A 17110-nucleotide genomic window follows, 5' to 3' on the forward strand; every position below is an offset into this window, starting at 1 on the left:
GCCCAGTCGCGGGTACTTCCTCCTCATCCGTTCGGGTCACGTCGGCGTTGACACCTTGCACCGCCGTCTCACCGCGGGCTTCGATGTAGCCGGGCTCGTGAACGCCCGGCCGCGCGAGGGAAGACGCCCCCGTACCCCATCGCCGAGGACCGGCCAGAAGCATCACCGTCTGTACGGCTCTTTGCTGATCCTGCTCATCAAGCGCTCGCCGCCGGGGGCTGGTGCGGCGCGGAACAGCGACCACGATGCCTCAGGCCGCCCTGGCCCTCACCGAAGACCGACGCCGCAGCACCGGCGAGTCCCACCAGGCCCTCCACGCACTCCTCACAGACCCCGGCCAGCCACTCACCATCCCCGCGGCCCGCCACCCGGAGCAGGCACAGCTGGAGGCCGAGGTCTTCTTCGCCACCTGCAAGCTCGGCAGTTCCTCCGCACATCCCCTCGGGATCGTGCAGGTGCGCCCTGAGGAAGACCAGCTCATCCTTCGGCTCTTCGACGAGCCGTACATCGTCTACTACTGGGCCGAATTTCTTCTTCCCCGGCTCACCGGCGAGGAGAGCGACCACCCGCAGGACCGCGTCTCGGGAGTAGCCGGCCTCCGCTACCGGCGCGAGAGCCGCGGCGTCCTGCTGCACCGCCCCGGCATGCCTGCCCGCATTCTGCTCACCGGCTTCAATCCGCGCTGGTGGGAGCGGGTCGCCGACCGGCTGAACAGCGGCTACGACCTGCTCCAGAAGGGGCCGGACTGGACACCGACAGAACGGGAGGCGTACACCGCGCTCGTGAGCTCCTCCTTGCAGCCGCCGTCGATCTTCTCGCCCCTCCTGCGGCGCATCCGGGCGACCGCCGGCCCAGGTCCGTTCAACGGAACCGACGCATGGCGAGCGGTCGGCTGCTCCTCCTTCCGGCTGGAGACAACCGACGGCCCGCCGTGCCCCGACCTCATCCGCCTCCTCGGCGACGGCCCCACCGGGCTGGGCTGGAAGATCGGCCCCAAGAGCTGCACCTGCTTGTGCGACCACCCCCATACCGGCATGGGCTGCGACATCGACTTCGTCGTGCCCGCCACGGGCCAGCTCGTGTACTACTCCAACCTCAAATGGGGCCACACCCTCAGCGACCACGGCCACCAGGACATCGCCGATCTGAACCGCATGGCCCTCGCCTGACGCAGCCGCGCACGGCCTGACGATCAGCGCCGGCCCCGTCTCCGCGGCAGGACAGATACGCAGCTGCTGCCGTTTCCACTGGAAACGGCAGCAGCCGGTCGTTCATGGTCCGGGTAGCAGATGCCGACTGTTCAGCGAAGACCCTGGCCACCAACCGGAGCACGGGCCCGGTCAGCTGCCCGATCAGGACGGCGACGACCAGGCCGCGCGGGTGCAGGTGACGACGCCGGTGAGCAGTCCGGCCGGGTCTTGGGAGCGGCTGGCGTATTCGATGGTCATCGGACCGGAGCCTGGGCTTGGCCACCGGCCTCTTCACTCCAGGGGCCTGTACGCACATACCTCAGGCGTCGTACGACTGCGTCGCGTTGCACGAGAGTGAGCGGCACCTCCGGGTGGTCACGCACCTCGGTGTCGCTCACCAACACGCGGCCGGCGGCGTCGTGTACCTCGAAGACGTCGCCCGTCGGCCCCGCGGGGTCGGTCGGGTCGGGGTACATGAGCACCATGTGCTCGGTTGACGCGTCGGGGTCGACTTCGGGGTGCGTGAACCGCACCGGCCGGCCGAGCGATCGGGCGTAGGTGACTTCGGCTCGGGTGCTGTCCCCGATGTAGTCACCGACCACGAGCACCTCGTCAGCGAGCCGGATCTTCGCCCGGTGCAGGTCGTCGAGCCGGCCCTTCAGCGCCTCGGCCTCGACCGGGTCGGACCAGAGCGCGTGGGGCGACTTCATGTCGATGCCCGGCTTGACGACGATCTTCCCGGCGTAGGTCTCCCGCAGATCGGCCTCGGCCATCTCGGTCATGAAGCGGGTGGAGCCGCAGATCACGACGATACGCGGAAGGCCCAGCTGCTTCTTCGCGTCGGCGAGCTTGTCCTCGGGGGTGAGCGGCTGCGGGTACGGCACGGGTTCCTCCTGGTGGGGTGGTCGAAGGTCTGCTTGCGGAAACGAGGGCGCACTCGGCCTGGACGCCCCGGACGGCGGCAAGGCCGCTTCCCGTGCCGGGGTCATGCGGCGGTGCGTTCGGCGCGGGCGCGGCGGATGGCGGCGTCCTGGATCGCGGAGGCGGTCTCGCGGGCCTGGGCGCGGTAGTCGGCGAAGGCCACCTGGGCGTCGGCGGGGATGCGGGAGGGGTCGCCGTCGTCGGGTGCGGCGGGGCGCTGGTGGGCGGGGTCGACGGCGGCGCGGTGTGCTTCGAGGGCGAGGCGGTAGCCGGCCGATGCGGTCTCCCTGGTCTTCACCGGCCCGGCCGGGGCCGCGGCCGCGCTGGAGGCGGGCCGGTCGGCGGCCGGGGGTGGGGTGGTGTCGACGGCGCCGGGCGGCAGGACCCGCAGCGCCTTCACGGCGGAGGAGCCGACGTGTTCGTTGGCGGTGGTGATGATCCGGGCGGTGAGGAGGCGGAGCTGGGTGGCGTAGGCCGGGGAGTCGGGGCGCAGGTCGAGACGGCCGGCCTCGGGGTCGTAACCGGTGGCCTGGACGTGGGCGGGCAGGGTCGGGGAGACGGCCGCGGCGATCCCGGGCCACTGGGCCAGGACGGTGCCGCCGGCGGCGGGCATGTCCCACGCGCGCTCGGCCATCAGGTGCTGCAGGACGACCGCGAACCCGGCCGGGTCCCGCCGGTCGGGCAACGCGCCGTTGGGCCGGGGTCGGCGGCGGGGTGCGCGGGTGGCCTGCTGGCCGCGGGCCTTCGCGGCGGCGCGGGCCTGGTGCAGGGCGATCCGGGCCAGATCGGCACCCGCCCCCGGAGCCCCCGTTGCACCGGACGGCGCGACGGAGGAGGGCGTGGTCGTCGGAGCGGGCGGCGGGTTGAGGGTGTCGGTCATCGCTGGGTCCCGCCGATCGTGACGTGGTGGCTGGCGTGCGCGAGGCCGAGGGCGTAAGCGACGAGGCCGGGGCCGTAGAGGCGGTCGGCGCTCTCGCGGCCGCAGGCGTCGACGAGCGAGGTGATCAGCTCGGTGTCGCCGTACATCAGGGCGGTGCGGGCGGCGGTCCGCAGCGCGGCGGCCTCCTCGGGGTCGAGGTCGTCGACGCCAGCGGGGGTGTCGGCGGTCAGCACGACAGCGGTGTCGGGCTGCTGGGGCAGGAGGTCGTGGACGGTCTGCTCGACCAGCCGGCGGACCTCGGGATCGGACGGAGCACGGAAGATCTGCATGGTCGTCGGCCTCTCTACCGGGTGCCGAAGGTGACGGATGAGTTGCGGGCGAGCCCTTCGAGCTGGAGGGCGCGGCGGACCAGGCCCTCGCCCAGGACGCGCGCGGCCTCCTCGGCGCCGAGGGTCTCGATGGCGGCGGAGACGAGGTCCGTACGGCCGTAGGCGAGCTCCTCGCGCATGGCCGCGATCAGCGGCGCCAGCTCCTCATCGCCGAGCTCGAAGGTCTCGGTGCCGTCGAGGACCAGGCCCTGGCCCTCCTCGACGTCGACGGGAGCGGGAGCGGGGGCGGGGGTGAGCAGCTGGTCGAAGGCGGCCTCGACCTCGCGCCGCACGGCACGGCTCACCGGGGCCTCCCAGCCACCGTCGTGCTGTTCGCGCGCCGCACGGACACGCTCGATCCGGTGGCGGCGCCGGGCCTCTTCCGCCCGGTGCCACTGTTCCACCGCAGCCGTCCGCTTGGCCGGGGTGTCCAGCACGGTCGTCGCGGACGCGAGCAGGACGGCGAGCAGGCCGGAGCCGCGGCGGACCCGCTCAGCGGTGCCGCGCATCTCCAGCCAGGCCAGGACCTCGTCGGAAGTCCACCCGGCGTCGGCGACCTCCCGCGCCACCCAGGCGATCCGGGGCACCGAGCAGCCACGCAGCCACTCCACCCGGCGGGTCAGCTCACCGGCCAGCTGGAAGCGGCGACCGATCTTGTTCAGCGCCTTCTTCGGCTTCCGCCCACCAGCGGCCTTCGCCTTGGACTTCTTCGGGGTGGACTCGCTCTCCCCGCTTGCGAGCTTGCTCTCAGGGGGGAAGTAAGTACCACCCGCAGAAGAGCAGCCAGTGGAACCACCCCCCATTGGGGTGCAACGCGGCCCCCCTGAAACAACCGTCTCAGCAGCCCCGCCAGCACCCTCCCCGGCGCCCCCAGCAGGAGCCTTCGAGACCGGCTTCGACGTCGTCGTCGACGGCTTCCGGCGCGGTCGGCGGACCTTCCGCGCCGCCCGCGTCGCCAGCTTCGCCATCAGCTTCCGGCCAGCCTCCGCGATCCCGACAACCCGCCGACCCGTCCCCTCGCCGGCCGTACGGATCCCCAGCGCCCGGTCAAACTCCACCGGGACCATCAGGGCGAACTCCGACGCCTGCGCCCGCTCCCCCCGCACCCGCGTGCCCTTGACGATCCACGCCAGCAGCCCGGTCTCCCGCAGCGCCGCCAGGTGGTACTCCACCGCCCGCTCGGACAGCCCCGTACGCCGAACCAGGTAGTCGATCCCGGGCCTGCATGGGGAAAGCTCCGCCAGGAGCTGGGCGACGAACACGGTCGTGGCGGTGAACGACCGCAGACCGGACGAGCGGTGCCGCCGCGGCTGGTACAGCCCCGACCCCGCCACCCAGTGAACCGACTGCATCCACGAGTAACCGTCCAGCGCGCGCCGGCCCGCCGACGACGACAGCCACTGCGACACCTCCGGCACGAACAGATCAGGCAGCGTGCGCACCTCAACGACATCGGACGCCACGCGCGGCCCGGGCACCACCACAGCGGCCTCCGCCGCCACGGCGCTCATCGAGCACCCGTAGCGGCCGGAAGGTGGAACGTGGGTACAGCGGTGAAAGCGATCATCTCGGCAGCCTGGACCGGACGACCTGTGGACAGAGTCCGCTCAGCACGGATTACCCCCCGTGCTCCCGCACGGCGGACAGGAACTTCGGATCGCGTCCCGCCACACGGGAAGCCGCCCTCGGGGATGCCCCCGTCGACGGAGTTGCGGGCGACGTTCGCGAGCGGGTGCACGAGCCGGACAGCCGGCGCCGCGAAGGAACTCGGCGAGACCGCTCCGAAAGCACCGCGCTTGTAGCTTCCTACCGGAAGACCCTCTTCCTGCACGAACCGGAAAAGGGGGGATGAACCGTACTTCGATCCCGCCGCGCGGAACGACCGCCACGCCTGAACCGGGGTGAAACGGACAAGGTCAAGCTGACAGGGGGACACCACTTCGGGCACTATGAGAACGACCTACCTTCCATCTAGCTGGACGGACCAGAGCCCCTCGGGGCTGGACCGACCTCCTTGCGGATGTGTCAGGGGCCGCCCCCTTCGCGAGAAGCGGGCGGACACCGATCGGGCGGGGGGAGATTTCTCCTCTCCTCTTGATCTTGGTGAACCGCAGGACCCCTCACGGGGCCCCGCGGATCAGCGGGACGTGGCCGTTGTCAGCGGCCGGGTGTTGCTGAGGTGCAGGACTTGGCCGTCGTCAACGGCCAGGTCTTGCAGGTAGGACGCCGACCGCGTCAACGGTCGGGGTACTGCTGGTGGCCCTTGTCAAAGGGGCCGACCCGCTTGTCAAGGCGGGGTATTGCATAGGAACTGGCTCGATGAGCCGAAGCTCAGGACCGGCGTCAACCGGAACTGAGCAACCGAACTGAGGTGTCACGCCCCAGTCGGTGCGAAGGGCCGCGCTGGCCGAAGCGGATTGTCAGTCCGCAAGGTGGCCGCGCGGCCGGTGGCGGCTACGTCACCCCGACCCCCTTGAATCCGAGGCTGGCGTCGGCGTGCCCTCATCCGCCTTCGCGGCATCGGGGAAGCGTTCCGCGAGACCGCGAAGCAGGCGCAGGTAGTTCTCGCGATGCGGACGTCGGGGGCTGGTCTGACCCAACTCCCAGCGCGTGACCGCGACCCTCTTCACGCCCACGGCATCCGCGACGTCCTGCTGAGTGAGGCCGGCCGCGAGGCGCAGCTTCGCGCGCACATGCGGAGACGGCAGAGTCTCGGGCAGGGCGTTCAGCAGGGCGTCAACCTGCTGGGAGCGGTCCGGGTCGGGCATGGTCGAGCCTCTCATGATCGTTGTAACTGTGAAAGATACACGATCTGATCTCCACTCGCGGGAAACGCCCGCCGCGAACTGAGTTTTATTCGGCGCCCGGTAGGGTCCGTGCCCGTGCCCCGCTTCGCCTTCTTTGATCTCGACGGCACGCTGGTCGACCGGCAGTCGGCGCTCAGCGACGCGTTGACGTGCTTGTGTCGCTCCCGCGCGCTGTGCCCGGATGCCGAGCGGTGGCTGCGTACCGAACTGGCCGACCGTGCGACCGTCAACGACTTCGCCCGGCTGCGGGACGCCTTCGGCCTGGAGGCGTCGGGCGCAGAACTGTGGCAGGAGTACGTCGACCTCATGTCGGCCACCGTCACCTGCCACCCCGAAGTCCTCGAGGGCTTGGCACGCCTGCGCGCGGCCGCCTGGACGATCGGCATCGTCACCAACGGGGCCAGCGATATCCAGCGAGCCAAACTCGCCGCGACTGGCCTCGCCTCCCTGGTTGACGGCGTCGCGGTCTCGGGCGACCTGGAGATCCGCAAGCCGGACCTGCGCCTCTTCGAGCTCGCGGCGTCCCGGTGCGGAGTGAGCCTCGCGGACGGCGGCTGGATGATCGGCGACAACCCGGGCGGAGACATTGGCGGAGGACATCAGGCCGGCCTGCGCACCATCTGGCTGCGCGGTCGACCGTGGCCTGACGGACTCCCGGCTGCGCACCACGCCGTTGACGACGTCACCGACGCCATCACCATCCTGCTCAACGAGACGGAGTAGCACCGTGGACCAGCCGACCGTCGGCATCCTCCACCCCGGCAGCATGGGCGCCGCCGTCGCCGCCTGCGCCACGACCAACGCGGCCGCGGTCCTCTGGTGCGAGACGGGCCGCAGTACCGCGTCGGCGGCGCGCGCCGCCCGGTTCGGCCTGACACCGGTGGCCGAGCTGGCCGAACTGCTGGATCGCAGCGACATCGTCATCAGCCTCTGCCCGCCGGCGGCCGCCGAGGACCTGGCCCGCGACGTCGCCGCGCACCGCTTCGCCGGGGTGTACGTGGAGGCGAACGCCATCAATCCCGAGCGGGCACAGCGGATCGCCGCGCTGCTCGAACCGGACGCGACCGTCGTGGACGGCGGCGTGGTCGGCTCTCCGCCGGTCCGGGGCAAGACGCCGACCTTGTACTTGTCCGGCCCGATCGGCGAGACAGAGCGCATCGAAGTTCTGTTCGCAGGTACCGCCGTCCGGACGGCGGTACTGGGTACGAAGGTGGGACAGGCGTCCGCGCTGAAGCTGTCGTACGCCGCGTTCCAGAAGACGAGCCGAGTGCTGGTGGCGCTCGCGGTCGGCATGGCGCGCGAGCACGGAGTCGACCAGGAGCTCATCGAGGTCGCCTCCCGGCGTACCGACTCGTACCTCGCGGAACCGGAGTACGTAGCCAAGACGGCGGCGCGCGCCTGGCGCTGGGGCCCGGAGCTGGAGGAGGCCGCCGACACGCTCGCGGCCGCCGGCCTTCCGCCGGAGATGCTGCGCGCGGCCGCGTCCACGTTGGCACGCTGGAACGACGCCAAGGACGGCGAGCTCACGCTCACCGACGCCTTGGACCAGCTCGCCCAGCCGTAGCCGACGTTCATGCCGTCGCCGCTCCCGCCCGCTGCGCCAGCAGCTGGTCGATGAGCCGCGCCGCATCCTGCGGGGACGCTTCCGTGGTGTCGATGGTCAGGTCCCAGGTCGCACCCGGGTGTGCGTCCAGGTCCTCACGGGTTGCGTCCCACGCCGCCAGGCGTGCCGCGGTGTCGCTGTCGCCGCGTCCCGCCGACCGCTGCTCGGTCACCTCGCGCGGGCACCACAGCAGCACCACTGACCAGTCGGCCGGGTAGCCGTCGACCAGCGCGCGGATGCCGTCAACCTGTCCGAGGTGCACCACGGGCACCCCGGCCGCGAACGCCGTGCCGACGCCGGGCCGGTCGATCGCGTACGTGTTGCCGTACCTGGTGTTCGCGTAGACGACATCGCCCACAGCCTCCAGCTCGTGCAGCTGCTCGGGTGTGCCCATCCGGTAGCCGGTGGCCTTACCCGTCCCCACCTTGAGCCGCGCGAACTGCGCGTACCTGGGGTCGAGGTCGCTGAGCGCGGTGGTGACGGTGTCCTTGCCCGCGGCCGGCGGCCCGTACAGGATCACGCCCTGCTTCCGCTTCACGAGTGCATCGCCCCCATCGCCTGCCGGGCCTGGTCCGCGAGCGAGATTGCGGCGCCCAGCCGGTTGTCCACCACTAGGTGCGGCACCGCCGGGCGCAGCTCCAGGTCGATGGTCGCCATGTACTCGTCCCAGCGCGCCAGCTTCCACGCGTCGCGGGCGGCGGACCGGAATCCGATGTACTCGCGCATCGACTCTTCGTCGCATCGCACCCACACAGGGAAGACGTCGACGCCCATCGCGCCGGCCCGGTTGGTCAGGCGCTGCATCCAGGCAGGGTCGGTCATCTCGGAGATGAGCGGCGCGGTGAGCACAGTGCTGATGCCGCACTTGATGTTGGCCATGGCCGACTGCATCAGGCAGTCGTATTCCACCGGCCGGACCTGCTCGCGGTAGAGGTCGGTGTGCCGGTCGTTCGCGTCGCCGCCCAGGGCGACCAGGAGGCGCTCCACGAGCGGGCGGGTGAGCGGGTCCTTGTCGAGCAGCGGCCAGCCGGTGAGCTGGACGACGAAGCGGGCGAACTCGGTCTTGCCGCTGCCGGCGAAACCGCCGACCAGGATGAGCACCGGACGGTGAGGGTCGCCGCCGGTGTGCCTCCGCTTCCACGCGTCGATGATCCGCTGCTGCAGGTCGAAGTGGTCGGCCTCGTCCGAGCCCGGCGCGATGCGGTGAATAGCGCGCTCAACAGCCAGGACATGTGATCCGTTGAGACGGTCGTCCAGCGGCGTGAGCTTGAAGGAGGACTCCTCCCCAGGGAGGGCCGTACGAAATCCCAAGTCGGGCTCAGTGGCCCGGTAGAGGAGGCAATAGGCCCGCCGGTAGTGGGGGCCGGGGTAGACCTCGCCCTGCTCGTGCTGCCACAGAGTCTGCGGATTCGCGGCGGGGATGCCCTTGAGCTTCGCCTGCTCGGCAACCGCCCGAAGGCGTTCGCCGGCCTTCTCCAGAGTCAGGCCGTGGGCCTCACGCTGCTCCCGCAGCCGGTCCGGCCTCCATCCTGCGCGCTGCTTCCCCACCCTCTGCCCCTCCGTCATCGTCATGGCCGCGAGCCTAGGGCGCGGGCTGCAAATCGCATGTATACGCGGATGTTGAAAACGCGTGAATGGCGGTGCGTACGAGCTTGGACAAGCCCCTGTGATGGCTCGTCCTGCTTGACCCGAGTGTGATGGCCCTCACGAGGCCAGCCGACGGGAGGGGCACCATGACACGTGAGGTGCTGTCAGTTGTCGTCGTCACCATCTCCGTCGTCGTCAGCGAGCCGAGCGCTCGCATGGCGTCGGATGGAGTAGCCGATCTCGAATTCCTCGGCGCTCATCCTGGTGTCATTCAGCTCGACGACCTCACCGCTGGAACTGGTCGTGACTCGAACGACGCGCAGGAGCGGAACGCCAACGTCGGCGGGGAGATCCAATGCCTCCGCCTCTTCAGGCGAGGGCATGCGGGCGGAGACGCCTTCGCTCCAGCGGAGGGGGCGGTGGCCCATTTCCTCCAGACGGTCGTAGATGCCTCCGGGTCCCGTGTCGGCTTCTGCGAGTCGAGTTCCTCGAGCGAGTTCGGCCGGCAGGTAACTGGTGGCCAACTGCTTCGGCTTCCTGCTCTCGGGATCGCCCATCACGCGGTCGCGAACGAGGACTTCGGATCCGGTGGGGAGGCCCATGAGGGCAGCGAGATCGACCGGCACAATGCCCCAGCGAAGGGTGGGAGGCTCCAAGGCCACCCACGGCTGGGCAGTCGGGTCGAAGTAGTAGCCGATCTCATCGCGGAAGACCTGGCGGGACCGGGTGATGCGTCGCTTCTCAGGGCGCTCCCGCACGATGGTCCCCCTGCGGCGTACCGCGACGACCAGGCCCTCCTGCTCCAGGAGCGAGATGGCGCTTCGCACGGTCTGGTAGCCGGCGCCGTACTGGGTTTGGAGTTCGGTCAGCATCGGCAGCTTGTCCCCCGGCATGTATCGCCCCTCGCTGATCTGCTGTCGCAGGTCAGCGGCGATGTCGCGATACGAGACGGGCATCGAAGCCACCTTTCAGAGTGCTGTGCGGATCTGATTCTAGGGCTAGCTCTATCAGGCAGCGATGCGCGAGCACAACCGATCGACACGAATAGAGCTATCGCTATTGACTCGGCGACCCGGCATGGTCTCTACTAGGCGATAGCGATAGCCCTAACGCTCCGTTGAGCAGGGGTTACGCCTCTCAGTACCACTGCAAGACCGCAGTAGTCGTCCGCCCTTCGGGGTCGGCCGGAGTAGTCGTCCTCGGGTTCGCCCAGGGACGCGAGAGCACCATCGAACTCCTCCGGAGCCTGACGGCCGCGACCACTGCGAGTACGTCGCAGCGCTGTGCGCTGTCTGTCCTGCGGGACGCCGGCCTTGTGCCGTGCGGCCTGGAGGGCGGAGAGAGCATCGCGACGCTCCCCCTGCCGCTCCGTCACGAGGAGTTCAGATGTCTGCTTCCACCGTTGAGCGCACCGCCCGGCCCCGCAAGAGCCGGACCCGCTCCCGCACCGTCAACGCCCGCCCGGCGCTCGCCCTCTCCACCCTCAAGCCCAACCAGTACGACCTGCGCCCCGCCTGCGCGTCGCTGGTCTGCCCCGACTGCGAGACGTGGGTGCCGATCACCGGTCTCCAGACCAAGAAGCCCAAGCTCGTGCCGCACGACACCGGCCGCGCGTTCGAGGCCCCGGCCGTCCGCTGCCGCCTGGGCAGCAACCGCCTGGTCACGGTCGACGTGCTGGTGAAGAAGTGGGCGGAGCGCCTGGAGGACGGTCGCGCGGAGACCGGCCACCGCCGCCGGACCACCGTGCGGCGCAAGCCGAAGGTGCAGCCCGCCCCGGCCGTCAGCCAGATCGCCGCGCAGAAGCAGGCGCCGACGGGCGACGAGCGCGGCAACGGACGGCCCCTGTGGCGGCTGCGGAAGGAGCAGTGGGCGGCGACCGCGCCCGCGGTTCGCGACGCCGACGCCCGCCGGGCGCAGCTGCCCGCCGGTGCCGCGCCGCTGGGAGCGCCGCCGGTGCCGCTCAAGACGCTGCACCCTGAGCGCCGCGCGAGCTGATCCGCTCCGGACGAACGACCGCGGCCCCGGCCACCCCGACGAAACCGGGGTGGGCGGGGCCGCGGCTGCTCGTACGACCAGCCGAGTTGACCTCCAGCATGAAGGGACAGCCGCATGAAGCTGCCGTTTGTACGACGCACGACCGCCGACGCGTTACGCGACAAGCTCGCCCGCGCCGAGCAGGAGGCCGCCGCCCAGGCCGTGAGCGTCGAGGCGAAGGACGCCGAGGTGAAGCGCCTGACCGGCGAACTGAACGAGGCTCGCCTCGCTCGGACGTCGGCACTGGCCGCGTACGAGGTCGCCGACTCCCGGGCGAACCGTGCGGAGAAGAAGGCGGCCGAGCTGGAAGTCCACCTTCGGGCGGTCCGGGAGCAGCCGGATGCGGGCGAGACCAGCACGGCCGAGCCCGGGGCGAAGGACAGGGACTACGCCTTCCACTTCCTCAACCTCGTGCTGCCGCAGTTCGCCGACGTCGTCGCGCAGAACGGCGGGGTCCTCCCGGAGGATCACTACGAGGCCCTGTCGAACTACGTGAACGGCGCTGCGCGGTACGGCCTCAGCGACGCGGAGGTCGAGGAGCTCCGAGCGCGGCACGGCCTTCCCGCCCCGATCTTCCAGAGGGCGAAGGACTTCGCGCCCCGCGCCGCCTGACCCGCCTTCCGGACGAACGCCCACGGCCCCGGCCACCCCGACGAAACCGGGGTGGCCGGGGCCGTGGCTGCTCGTACAGCGGCCGACTCCCCAACTGGGGAGTGAACGCGACAGCCCCAGGGATTAGGGCCCCGGGGCTGTCCAGGACCTGACTCGGAGGACCTGATGCACAGCATGATGACACGTCCCCTTCCCGCCGCTCCGTCGGCTGGCCTCGTCCGCGACATGGAGGAAGAGGACAACCAGCGCGGCCCGGAGCGGGACGAGACCGACACCTTCTACCAGCTGGTCCGTCCCCTGATGGCCGACGACCCCGCAGAGCTGAGCCGGAAGCTCGCCGAGGTCAACAAGCGCTCCTCGCAGGGCAGCGGCCGATGACCGCCCGCCCGACCGACGACCTGTACGTCCGCTACATGAAGTCGTTCGAGGACTCCACCACCCACCTCGGTGGGTGCGCGGCCTGCCAGGCCGAGGAGCCGTGCGAGGCCGGGACACCGATCCACGAGCGGTTCGCCCGCCTCCAGGACGCCTACCTCGCACGACAGAAGAAGCAGCAGCGCTGAACCCGGCCCTGCCCGTCGTCCCCGCGCCGTTCTCGGCCGGGGCCGGCGGAGAGCGCCGGGAGCTCCCGCCCGCTCCGGCCGTCCGGCCGCCACGACATGCAACAGCCCCGGGGTGGCCGCCCCGGGGCTGACTTCTGCACTGGACCTTCTGGGAGGCCCTGATGAATCGCAGCTACATCGTAAACGCCGGCTACGCCCCCTCCGCCGACCTGCCGGTGAACACGAACTGGCGGGAGGCCAGCGCGTGCAGCGAGGAGGACCCCGACCTGTTCTTCCCGATCGGCAACACCGGCCCGGCGCTGCTCCAGATCGAGGAGGCCAAAGCCGTCTGCCGTCGCTGCCCCGTGATGGAGACCTGCCTCCAGTGGGCGCTGGAGCACGGCGAGGACACCGGCGTGTGGGGCGGTCTGAGCGAGGACGAGCGCCGCGCCATGAAGCGCCGCGCCGCCCGCCAGCGGGCCCGCAACGACTCCTGATCCGGTCTGCAGGCTGCCTGATCCGCCCGCACCGGCCGCCGACCACGGCGGCCGGGACGGGCGGTGAAGGGGAGCCGGACAGCCCGGACCCGATCCCTGGAAGGCAGGACAGACATGCGCGGAAACCGCATCACGCTCACCGCGGACATCGAGGCCCTGGGCACCCGGCACCGCGCCGGAGACCAGGGAACCGTCGAGGAGGTGCACACCGGAGGCCACCTGACGGTCCGCATGGACGACGGCCGCACCAACTTCCCCACCCGCGACGAGGTCACCACCGACCCGCAGTGACGGACTGCCGGTTGCCTGATCCGTTCGTCCCGGCCGCCGCACACCACGGCGCCGGGACGAGCGGTGAAGGGGAGCTGGACTGCCCGGCCCCACCCCCGGACACCTGGAGCGAGTCATGAAGAACCGGCCCCGCATCTCCCTACGACCGGCGAAGCCCGCTTCGGCCGCTGGCCCCGTCGAGCCGGAGACCTCTTCCGCCGCGAGGGTGCGCGACACCATCCGGCTTCGCGAAGGCCACACGATCCCGCCGGAGTGGACCGCCAGCTCCGACGGCAACTGACGTCTGACGACTGCCTGATCCGCCCGCACCGACCGCCGACCCCGGCGGCCGGGACGGGCGGTGAAGGGGAGCCGGACAGCCCGGACCGAACAGCCGAGGGAGGCCCCCATGGCCACGACGATGACCCCGCTCCAGCCCGGCACGGAAGCCACCGCCCAGGCCACCGTGTTCGCGATCTTCGGCAGCGACATCCCGCCGATCGACCCCGAGGACTGCGACGGCAGCTGGCGCACCACCCTCCACGTCATCGCGGAGGAGTGGGTCGGCGAGGGCCGCTTCGAGCAGCACGCCGCCCGCACCGCGACCGCACTCAACGAGCTGTTCGCCACGCAGAAGCGGTGCGGCGTCGGCTCGCCCAAGGCGCTCGCCGAGGGCACCAGGCTTCAGCCGCTGATCGACCGGTGCCGGCACTTCGGCATCACCACCGCCGACCTTCGGCGGCACGGCGCGCAGTTCCCCAAGCACTGACGCTGACTTCGCGCCCGCCCGGCGGGAGCCGCATCCAGTTTCGAGCCCGCCTCGCGACGCTTCGCGAGTACGGCCGCCCGCCCCCGGGCCGCCGGCCTTCTCGTGCGCGCGGAGCGGGTAGAGCCGGTGCCAGCTTCGTGATCAACCGCTCCCAGCGGCCACTGCTTCGGGAACACCTCGCCGCGTTTCGGGAGCAGCCCCCGCCGTTTCGCGCACACCCTGAACGACCCCTTCGGAGGCCCTCATGACGATCACCGACATGCCGCAGACCGCGGCTCCCGACACCCCCGCTTCGCGCCCGCCGGGCCGCACTTCGGACACGCCCGAGAAGGTTTCGGGAGCGGCCCGGGGCGTTTCGGGACCGGATAAGCGGAAGACGATCAAGCCCACCCGTGACCGGCTGATGACCGCGCTGTCGCTTGTCGCCGCGGTCGGCGGAACGCTGGTCGGCGTCATCGGCTTCGCGATGTCCTACAGCACCCTGGCCAAGGTTGCCCTGAGCTGGGGGTTCAGCCAGGAGCTGGCCCCGTGGTTCCCGGTCGGCGTCGACGCCAGCATCATCGCGTTCCTCGCGCTCGACCTGTACCTGATCCGAAAGAACACCGCGTGGCCGCTCCTGCGGATGGCCGCGCACGCGATGACCGGCGCGACGATCTGGTTCAACGCCAGCTCACAGGGCCAGATCGCCTCCGACCCGGTGCAGGCCGCCAGCCACGGCGTCATGCCGGTGCTGTTCGTGATCGGCGTGGAGGCCGCCCGCCGCCTGATCATCCAGAAGGCCAGGCTGGAGGCGGGGACGGTCACCGACCGGATCCCGCTGCACCGCTGGATCCTCTCCCCGGTCGCCACCCCGCGGTTCTACCGCCGGATGCGCCTGCACAACGTCACCTCCTACCCGGAGATGATCCGGCGCCAGCAGGAGCTCATCGCCTACGAGCAGTGGCTCAAGCGCAAGTACGACGGCGACCTCGGCAAGGCCACGGAGGACGAGCTGCTGCCGATGAAGATGGCCGCGCACGGCTACACCGTCGCCCAGGCCCTGGCCATGCCCGACGATCAGGAACGGGCAGCCCAGGAGCGCAAGGCGGAGGCCGAGCGCCGGCGCCTGGAGGCGGAGACCCGCAGCGAGGTCGCCAAGGCCAAGGCGGAGGCCGAGCGGCTGCGCGCCAAGGGCGAGGTCGACCTGGTCCAGGCGGAGGTCGACGGCCAGACCGGCCAGGCCCGAGCCCACGCCCGAGCCCAGGTCAGCGCCGCAGAGCGGGCCGCTGAGCTGGAACTTCAGGCCCTCGACAACGCCGTGGTCGCCGAAGCCCGCGCCCGCGAGGCCGAGGCGGAGCACCTGGAGGCCGAGGAGCGCAAGGCGGCAGCCGCCGCGGACCTGGCGAAGGCCGAGCTCGAGCGGAAGGCCGCCGAGCAGCGCAGGGCGGCGGCCGAGGCGGACAAGATCGCGGCGGCCGAGGCCGGCGCGATCGAGACCGAGCGGATCGCCCAGGCGCGTAAGGCGGCGGCTGCTGCCGACCTGGATGCGGCCGAGCTGGAGCGCCAGGCGGCCCTTAAGCGGAAGGAAGCGGCGGAGGCCGACCGGGTCGCCGCGGCGGAGGCACAGGCCATCGAGACCCAGGCCATCGCCGAGGCCCGCAAGGCCGCTGCCGAAGCGGACCGGGTCGCTGCCGAAACGGAGAAGGCCGCCGCCGAAACGCGGCGCGCTGCTGCCGAAGCCGACCGCAAGAAGGCGGAGGAGGACAGCCGCCGGGAGTCTGCTCTCGCCGACGCGGCGCGCTCTCGTGAGGCCGCTGCCGAAGCGGACCGCCGCGCTGCCGAAACGCGGCGGGCTGCCGCCGAAATCGAGCGGCGCGCGGTCGAAGCCGAGGACGCCGCGAAGCTCAAGCCGCGCGAGCGGGCGGTCCGCAAGGTCGCCCGGATGATCCTCGCGGCCGGCGGCGAAGCCGACCAGCTGCCGCTCACGAAGATTCAGCACGAGCTGGCGGTCACCTCGCCCGGCACGGCCTCGGAGTACCGCCAGGAGGCGGCCGAGCTGCTCGCCGGCGGCTACCGCCCCTGATCCACCGTCCGGCACACACCAGTGAGGGCCAGCCCGAAGGAAGCGGGCTGGCCCTCGCTGCGACTGCCGGAAGCAGTCGACAGCCCCACCAGTACACCAGGAGGGAAACCCCGCCGTGAACAGCAACAACGACCCGAACTACTCCCCCCTGCGCGACGTCGCGCAGAGCCCGGAGGCCACCGCCCGGTACCTGGCCGACGTCCAGCGGGTCCTGCTGGACATCGGCAAGAACCTGGAGACCCTCTCGATCGAGACCCAGGTGCACCTGCGCGACACCCACGTGGAGGGCGACCGCTGGTACCACGCCAGGCTGCGCGCGATGCCCGTCGAAAGGGCCCTCGGAAACGTCCTCAAGAACCTGAAGAACCTCACCGAGGGCCTGGAAAAGAGCGCCTACAAGCGCCGCGCCCACGACGAGGCCGTGGTGAATACGGCCAAGGAAAGGAAAGAAAAGGAGCTGGAAAAGCAGCGGAAGAAGAACCCGCCGGTCCTCCAGGCCGCGCCCAACCCGCCGCAGCAGGGTGCGCAGCCGCAGAATTCCGGCTACAGTGGTCCCACGTCGATTTTCGACCTCGGTAAGAGGGAGTCGGCGTGACGCGCCCCCTCAGCAGCGTCGAACGCTCCATTCAAGGGCGGATCGGCTGGCTGCGGGAAGAAGAGCGCAAGGCGATCGAAAGTCGCGGAGAGACCGGCCGGATGGAATTCTGGCTCCGAGTCACCCGGACTGAAATCGCCAGGGAAGTCAAATCCGGTCGCGATGATGTCATCACCGCATTCACGCTGGTCTGCCGCCTCTTCAAGCTGGTGCTGGAGAAGCGGCAGGCGGGCGACCCGCGGCTGTTCGACCACCTCATGCAGTACGCGGACACCGTGCTGAAGCAGCACGGCCCGCGTCACTGAACGTCACCCACGAAGGCCCCGCCGGGCTCCGGCGGGGCCTCGCGCGCGTAAAGCGTGCACACGTGCAC

The 17110-nt window shown here is 70.9% G+C and carries 20 protein-coding genes and 1 pseudogene; 13 read left to right on the top strand and 8 right to left on the bottom strand.

Annotation, left to right across the window (positions count from 1 at the left end):
• Positions 1–245 precede the first annotated feature (245 nt).
• The gene (locus tag ACIGHB_RS33100) at positions 246–1169 is read left to right on the top strand and encodes a hypothetical protein (RefSeq protein ID WP_399918403.1); all 924 of its coding nucleotides are present in this window, start codon (positions 246–248) and stop codon (positions 1167–1169) included.
• A 518-nt stretch (positions 1170–1687) separates the two neighbouring features.
• Here the strand turns inward: ACIGHB_RS33100 and ACIGHB_RS33105 are convergent.
• The 5 genes and pseudogenes from ACIGHB_RS33105 to ACIGHB_RS33125 form a co-directional block, all read right to left on the bottom strand.
• Positions 1688–2074 (bottom strand): annotated as a pseudogene (locus ACIGHB_RS33105) (hypothetical protein); the annotation flags it as partial.
• A 101-nt stretch (positions 2075–2175) separates the two neighbouring features.
• Entirely contained in the window at positions 2176–2991 is an 816-nt protein-coding gene (locus ACIGHB_RS33110; RefSeq protein ID WP_399918406.1) for a DciA family protein, read from the bottom strand.
• A complete protein-coding gene (locus tag ACIGHB_RS33115; protein ID WP_399918408.1) occupies positions 2988–3320 on the bottom strand; it encodes a hypothetical protein in 333 nt (110 codons plus the stop codon). The genes ACIGHB_RS33110 and ACIGHB_RS33115 overlap by 4 nt, the downstream gene beginning before the upstream one ends.
• A gap of 14 nt (positions 3321–3334) precedes the next feature.
• The gene (locus ACIGHB_RS33120; RefSeq protein ID WP_399918410.1) at positions 3335–4801 is read right to left on the bottom strand and encodes a transcriptional regulator; all 1467 of its coding nucleotides are present in this window, start codon (positions 4799–4801) and stop codon (positions 3335–3337) included.
• Between the two features lie 1017 nt (positions 4802–5818).
• A complete protein-coding gene (locus ACIGHB_RS33125) occupies positions 5819–6127 on the bottom strand; it encodes a helix-turn-helix transcriptional regulator (RefSeq protein ID WP_399918412.1) in 309 nt (102 codons plus the stop codon).
• Positions 6128–6241: 114 nt separating this feature from the next.
• Here ACIGHB_RS33125 and ACIGHB_RS33130 point away from each other — a divergent pair, with 114 nt between their 5' ends.
• Positions 6242–6889, top strand: coding sequence for an HAD family hydrolase (locus ACIGHB_RS33130; RefSeq protein WP_399918415.1), 648 nt, complete (start codon positions 6242–6244; stop codon positions 6887–6889).
• Between the two features lie 4 nt (positions 6890–6893).
• On the top strand, positions 6894–7730 hold the full coding sequence (locus ACIGHB_RS33135; RefSeq protein ID WP_399918417.1) for a DUF1932 domain-containing protein: 837 nt from the start codon (positions 6894–6896) through the stop codon (positions 7728–7730).
• A gap of 7 nt (positions 7731–7737) precedes the next feature.
• Here ACIGHB_RS33135 and ACIGHB_RS33140 read toward each other — a convergent pair whose 3' ends face one another.
• The 3 genes from ACIGHB_RS33140 to ACIGHB_RS33150 form a co-directional block, all read right to left on the bottom strand.
• Positions 7738–8307 carry a guanylate kinase gene (locus ACIGHB_RS33140; RefSeq protein ID WP_399918419.1) on the bottom strand — a complete coding sequence of 190 codons (570 nt, stop codon included), beginning with the start codon at positions 8305–8307 and terminating at the stop codon, positions 7738–7740.
• A complete protein-coding gene (locus ACIGHB_RS33145) occupies positions 8304–9341 on the bottom strand; it encodes an AAA family ATPase (RefSeq protein ID WP_359172961.1) in 1038 nt (345 codons plus the stop codon). The genes ACIGHB_RS33140 and ACIGHB_RS33145 overlap by 4 nt, the downstream gene beginning before the upstream one ends.
• Positions 9342–9520: 179 nt before the next feature.
• Complete coding sequence (locus tag ACIGHB_RS33150; RefSeq protein WP_359172964.1) at positions 9521–10312, bottom strand: GntR family transcriptional regulator; 792 nt, start codon at positions 10310–10312, stop codon at positions 9521–9523.
• A 430-nt stretch (positions 10313–10742) separates the two neighbouring features.
• On the opposite strand from ACIGHB_RS33150, the gene ACIGHB_RS33155 reads away from it, so the two are divergent.
• The 10 genes from ACIGHB_RS33155 to ACIGHB_RS33200 all read left to right on the top strand — a co-directional run bounded on the left by ACIGHB_RS33155 (position 10743) and on the right by ACIGHB_RS33200 (position 17042).
• The gene (locus ACIGHB_RS33155) at positions 10743–11351 is read left to right on the top strand and encodes a hypothetical protein (protein ID WP_399918422.1); all 609 of its coding nucleotides are present in this window, start codon (positions 10743–10745) and stop codon (positions 11349–11351) included.
• A 114-nt stretch (positions 11352–11465) separates the two neighbouring features.
• Positions 11466–12002, top strand: coding sequence for a hypothetical protein (locus ACIGHB_RS33160; protein WP_399918424.1), 537 nt, complete (start codon positions 11466–11468; stop codon positions 12000–12002).
• A 174-nt stretch (positions 12003–12176) separates the two neighbouring features.
• On the top strand, positions 12177–12380 hold the full coding sequence (locus tag ACIGHB_RS33165) for a hypothetical protein (protein WP_399918426.1): 204 nt from the start codon (positions 12177–12179) through the stop codon (positions 12378–12380).
• Positions 12377–12565, top strand: coding sequence for a hypothetical protein (locus ACIGHB_RS33170; protein WP_399918427.1), 189 nt, complete (start codon positions 12377–12379; stop codon positions 12563–12565). The genes ACIGHB_RS33165 and ACIGHB_RS33170 overlap by 4 nt, the downstream gene beginning before the upstream one ends.
• Positions 12566–12726: 161 nt before the next feature.
• Positions 12727–13041 (top strand): WhiB family transcriptional regulator, encoded by a 315-nt coding sequence (locus ACIGHB_RS33175; RefSeq protein WP_399918429.1) that lies wholly within the window; start codon positions 12727–12729, stop codon positions 13039–13041.
• A 114-nt stretch (positions 13042–13155) separates the two neighbouring features.
• Positions 13156–13332 carry a hypothetical protein gene (locus tag ACIGHB_RS33180; protein WP_359172982.1) on the top strand — a complete coding sequence of 59 codons (177 nt, stop codon included), beginning with the start codon at positions 13156–13158 and terminating at the stop codon, positions 13330–13332.
• 388 nt (positions 13333–13720) lie between these two features.
• Positions 13721–14080 (top strand): hypothetical protein, encoded by a 360-nt coding sequence (locus ACIGHB_RS33185; RefSeq protein WP_399918431.1) that lies wholly within the window; start codon positions 13721–13723, stop codon positions 14078–14080.
• 244 nt (positions 14081–14324) lie between these two features.
• Complete coding sequence (locus ACIGHB_RS33190) at positions 14325–16142, top strand: DUF2637 domain-containing protein (protein WP_399918433.1); 1818 nt, start codon at positions 14325–14327, stop codon at positions 16140–16142.
• A gap of 115 nt (positions 16143–16257) precedes the next feature.
• Positions 16258–16737: a hypothetical protein gene (locus tag ACIGHB_RS33195; protein ID WP_399918435.1), complete on the top strand. Its 480-nt coding sequence runs from the start codon at positions 16258–16260 to the stop codon at positions 16735–16737.
• Positions 16734–17042: a hypothetical protein gene (locus ACIGHB_RS33200; RefSeq protein ID WP_399918437.1), complete on the top strand. Its 309-nt coding sequence runs from the start codon at positions 16734–16736 to the stop codon at positions 17040–17042. Before ACIGHB_RS33195 ends, ACIGHB_RS33200 begins: the two co-directional genes overlap by 4 nt.
• Positions 17043–17110 lie beyond the last annotated feature (68 nt).

Source organism: Streptomyces sp. NPDC085460, from assembly GCF_044541975.1.
Lineage (GTDB): Bacteria > Actinomycetota > Actinomycetes > Streptomycetales > Streptomycetaceae > Streptomyces.

Bases quoted from the DNA above. Each gene is read 5' to 3' on its own strand.
- ACIGHB_RS33100 (WP_399918403.1), top strand. From the start codon at position 246: ATGCCTCAGGCCGCCCTGGCCCTCACCGAAGACCGACGCCGCAGCACC.
- ACIGHB_RS33110 (WP_399918406.1), bottom strand. From the start codon at position 2,991: ATGACCGACACCCTCAACCCGCCGCCCGCTCCGACGACCACGCCCTCC.
- ACIGHB_RS33115 (WP_399918408.1), bottom strand. From the start codon at position 3,320: ATGCAGATCTTCCGTGCTCCGTCCGATCCCGAGGTCCGCCGGCTGGTC.
- ACIGHB_RS33125 (WP_399918412.1), bottom strand. From the start codon at position 6,127: ATGCCCGACCCGGACCGCTCCCAGCAGGTTGACGCCCTGCTGAACGCC.
- ACIGHB_RS33145 (WP_359172961.1), bottom strand. From the start codon at position 9,341: ATGACGATGACGGAGGGGCAGAGGGTGGGGAAGCAGCGCGCAGGATGG.
- ACIGHB_RS33150 (WP_359172964.1), bottom strand. From the start codon at position 10,312: ATGCCCGTCTCGTATCGCGACATCGCCGCTGACCTGCGACAGCAGATC.
- ACIGHB_RS33155 (WP_399918422.1), top strand. From the start codon at position 10,743: ATGTCTGCTTCCACCGTTGAGCGCACCGCCCGGCCCCGCAAGAGCCGG.
- ACIGHB_RS33160 (WP_399918424.1), top strand. From the start codon at position 11,466: ATGAAGCTGCCGTTTGTACGACGCACGACCGCCGACGCGTTACGCGAC.
- ACIGHB_RS33165 (WP_399918426.1), top strand. From the start codon at position 12,177: ATGATGACACGTCCCCTTCCCGCCGCTCCGTCGGCTGGCCTCGTCCGC.
- ACIGHB_RS33170 (WP_399918427.1), top strand. From the start codon at position 12,377: ATGACCGCCCGCCCGACCGACGACCTGTACGTCCGCTACATGAAGTCG.
- ACIGHB_RS33175 (WP_399918429.1), top strand. From the start codon at position 12,727: ATGAATCGCAGCTACATCGTAAACGCCGGCTACGCCCCCTCCGCCGAC.
- ACIGHB_RS33180 (WP_359172982.1), top strand. From the start codon at position 13,156: ATGCGCGGAAACCGCATCACGCTCACCGCGGACATCGAGGCCCTGGGC.
- ACIGHB_RS33185 (WP_399918431.1), top strand. From the start codon at position 13,721: ATGGCCACGACGATGACCCCGCTCCAGCCCGGCACGGAAGCCACCGCC.
- ACIGHB_RS33190 (WP_399918433.1), top strand. From the start codon at position 14,325: ATGACGATCACCGACATGCCGCAGACCGCGGCTCCCGACACCCCCGCT.